Origin of the sequence: uncultured Veillonella sp. (assembly GCF_963524655.1) — a bacterium.
Classification (GTDB): domain Bacteria; phylum Bacillota; class Negativicutes; order Veillonellales; family Veillonellaceae; genus Veillonella.
Genome location: NZ_CAURHA010000071.1, coordinates 1 through 3016, shown reverse-complemented (window position 1 = coordinate 3016; position 3016 = coordinate 1). Strand labels below are relative to the sequence as shown.

Here is a 3016-nt window from a genome sequence, read left to right as displayed (position 1 = left end):
GTTTAAGATGTTTATAGTTAGTTTAGTTCTTGTTCTTATATGAGAAGGAGGAAGAGAAATGGTTGCAGCAATCGTTAAAGCAATCTTGGCAGCGCTTACTGGTTTAGCTAACGCTTTATTGCCTTTATTCAAATAACAATTTCATTCCCCAGAAAAAAGACCACCCTGCTTGCGGTGGTCTTTTTCTTTTGCCTGAAAATAGAAATCAATTTGTAACATAATGATTTAGAGAAGATTTAATTATCGTTTAACTATAGGGCTTTGTATTGACTATGGAAAATAGGGTACCTATAATTAAGATGAATAAACCATGAAATAAACGTGAAGGGCGTACAGTGTTGTGTGGTTTTATTTCTTATGCAAAACGAGGGGAGCGTGTAAGTCATGAGAAAAAACGTAATCATTAAGGCGTTAGTTTTAGGATCTATAGGATGTGCTTTCACTATTACAGGAATGGCAGCTAATGGGCATGGACAAGGTATTGCAGATTCTACTACAGAAGTGAATGAGGCTAAACATGAAGCTGTTCGTTCTAATTGGATGGATCGCACAGATGTGTTTGTTGGGGTTGGTGTGAAACACTCTGAAGGGTCGAGTAGCCATCAATACCATAATTTTATGCCTTGGGAAAATCATCCTATTGTTGGGTCTTCTGATAAATCTAAATCTACAGAACTCAACAAGTTATACATTGAGACATTACAACCTGTAACTCATTATGATGAACATACTAAAAGTGTGTTTTTTGTACAAGGGCGTATAGGACGTAGTGGTGAAAAGATATCCTCTAATAAATTAAATAACTATTGGGTTCCAGATAGGCCGGCAGGGACACAGTTCATGAGGGTGAAACAAAGAAACAAGAATCCCTAGGTGTAAATGCTAATGTTGGTGTAGGGTATCGTCGTCTTAGCAAAGGTGAACATGCTTATGTTGGTGTCAATGCATTCTATGACCATGTGTTTAATGGTGGTTATAAGCGTGTTAGTGGCGGCTTAGAATATGTGGTAGGGCTTAATGAATTCCATGCCAATATTTATAAAAACTTAGGATCTAATGAAAGAAAATATACAGGCCTTCATGGTCGAACTAGTACATGGTATGATCCTACAGGATTGTATCCATATGGTAGAGATGATGATACTAGTCTTTATAATTATGCTAAGGTCGATTACGAAAATCACTGGAGCTTAAGTGAAAATACTGTAGCTCGGGGTTATGATATTGGCTATGCGCGAACATTTAAAAATGCTCGATGGGCTCGTGTATATGCGGACTACTATAACTGGCGTGGAAGAGATACAGTAAGGGTAGGTTATTATAAATTAAATAAACGCGACGATATTAAAGGGTTTAAATTAGGTGCAGAACTCCATATTACACCACATCTTACCCTTGATGCAGGTTACAAAACAGCATCCCATCATTTGAGCGGTCCTTATGCAACTTTGAAATATACAATTGGTACATCTAAGTTTGCTTGGCATGGTGGTAAACATAGTGAAAGTGCTATTACAACAGCACGCGCTAAGATGCTTGATAAAGTTCATCGTAGTGATATGGTTGTACAAGAAATTATGGAAGAAAACTATGATCATGGTGTTACTGATGTAGGTTTATAAATCATAATCAACTAAAATAGACTTGGGCTGATAAGAAAGATATCACTATAATAAATTTGTGAGGGAAGGGTAAAACTTATATGCATTTTAATACTAGGTTTAATATACGGGTATTACTCGGTGTAGCAGCTTGCACAATGTGCTGGTCTGTTGCATTAGCGGATAGTGCTGATAATGGGAATGCTACACAAGTGGATGCAAGTATTCATCAAAATTGGGCTGATAGAACCGATGTCTCAGCGAAGTTTCAAACCAATCACAAGCCAATATATGGCATAGAGACCTTACAACCTATAGGTCATTATGATAACAACTCTAAGAGCGTAGTATTTGTACAAGGCAAGGTTAGTTCTCATGGCGGTGTAAGTCAAGTTGCCAATGGGTATGCGAATCATGCTACTCGTAATGCAGGCGGAATTGTATATGAATATGACTTTAATCAATCTACACAATCTATAGGGACAACTGGCAGTATAGGACTTGGCTATCGACGATTAAGTAAAGGGGAGCATAGCTACGTGGGTATCAATACCTTCTATGATTATGCTTTCAAAGAACATTATAAGCGTGCCAGTTTAGGTGTAGAATATATAACTGGTGAAAATGAATTTTATGCTAATTTCTATAAACCACTAGGACATACCACGTCGTCTCATAGTTTGACTATACGTGACGAAATGATTCCCGCACCTTATAATATGCCAGATACAGGCGTTAATGTTGGTGAAAGTCATGAAAAACGAGTTGCCTCTGGATATGATATCGGATATGCGCGAACTTTTAAAAATGCCCGTTATATTCGAGCCTACATTGACCGCTATCACTGGAATCATATGAATGGTGAGATTAGAGACATAGAATGGACTAGTGATGATATTTATAACTATAATATCGCATTCCCTGTAAATGGTATCTCTAATAATGGCTTTAAGACAGGTGTCAATGTGAATATGACCCCTCATATTTCTGTTGGCCTAGGCTATGATAAACCGTTTGGCCATTCTGGAGAGTTTTATGTACAAACTTTGTATACGCTTGGTAAATCTAAGTTCGCTCTCTTTGGTGGAAAGCATAGTGATAATAGCATGACAACTGCTCGTTCTAAAATGCTCGATAAGATTGAACGACAAGATATTCAGGCTATGGAACTAAATGGGGACTTCCGTGTTCATTACCCTCATGATCATTTATAATAGTTTAGCCTATTTATAGGTTATAAAAAGGAGCTAGTATTTTATGTACTAGCTCCTTTTATGTTTTGGGTCATTTTTATTGTAACGCCTTAGGTACACTGAGTTTTTTCCAGTTATCTAGTTCAGGTATTTCCAAGGTATTGATTGTTTTTTGAATCCAATAGTTCAAGGATACTTCGTTGCCTACGTATTGTTCAAATA

2 protein-coding genes and 1 pseudogene are annotated in these 3016 nt (G+C 37.1%); all 3 read left to right on the top strand.

The genetic code is table 11. The features are described from left to right. Nucleotides 1-384: 384 nt before the first annotated feature. On the top strand, nucleotides 385-873 hold the full coding sequence (locus RYM16_RS08945) for a hypothetical protein (protein WP_314983395.1): 489 nt from the start codon (nucleotides 385-387) through the stop codon (nucleotides 871-873). A gap of 53 nt (nucleotides 874-926) precedes the next feature. Next, nucleotides 927-1622: pseudogene (locus tag RYM16_RS08940) on the top strand (inverse autotransporter beta domain-containing protein); the annotation flags it as partial. A 137-nt stretch (nucleotides 1623-1759) separates the two neighbouring features. Next, on the top strand, nucleotides 1760-2815 hold the full coding sequence (locus tag RYM16_RS08935) for an inverse autotransporter beta domain-containing protein (protein ID WP_314983394.1): 1056 nt from the start codon (nucleotides 1760-1762) through the stop codon (nucleotides 2813-2815). The last annotated feature ends 201 nt before the right edge of the window (nucleotides 2816-3016 follow it).

Excerpts from the sequence above, each read along its gene's own strand:
- RYM16_RS08935 (WP_314983394.1), top strand. The coding sequence starts at position 1,760 with ATGTGCTGGTCTGTTGCATTAGCGGATAGTGCTGATAATGGGAATGCT.
- RYM16_RS08945 (WP_314983395.1), top strand. The coding sequence starts at position 385 with ATGAGAAAAAACGTAATCATTAAGGCGTTAGTTTTAGGATCTATAGGA.